This window comes from Marinobacter sp. bablab_jr008 (assembly GCF_016464145.1).
Lineage (GTDB): Bacteria > Pseudomonadota > Gammaproteobacteria > Pseudomonadales > Oleiphilaceae > Marinobacter > Marinobacter nauticus.
This window is the reverse complement of sequence record NZ_JACDWW010000074.1, coordinates 1-280: the sequence shown is the minus strand read 5'-3', so window position 1 is coordinate 280 and position 280 is coordinate 1. Positions and strand designations below refer to the sequence as shown.

Here is a 280-nt window from a genome sequence, read left to right as displayed (position 1 = left end):
GGTCACCCTTGAGGGCGGCCAGAGCAACTTTGGACTTGAATGATGCGCTGTATTGCTTGCGTTTCTTGCTCATGATTCTCCTCCTCGTGGAGATGATGAATCAGAGCTTAGGCACCTGTCCAAAATTTGGGGTCCACTTCAGCTCGTCACCGTGAAGAAGGTTGCCGGCGGACACGATGTCGTGGACATTGGCAGCGGTGGTATCGATGCTGTGGATCAAGCCGAGCGTATCGTCCACGCCGATATGCATCTTCATGCCAAAGTACCACTGGTTGCCTTT

The 280-nt window shown here is 53.2% G+C and carries 1 pseudogene; it reads right to left on the bottom strand.

Annotation, left to right across the window (positions count from 1 at the left end):
* Window positions 1-142: 142 nt before the first annotated feature.
* Window positions 143-280: pseudogene (locus JIF53_RS15115) on the bottom strand (transposase); the annotation flags it as partial.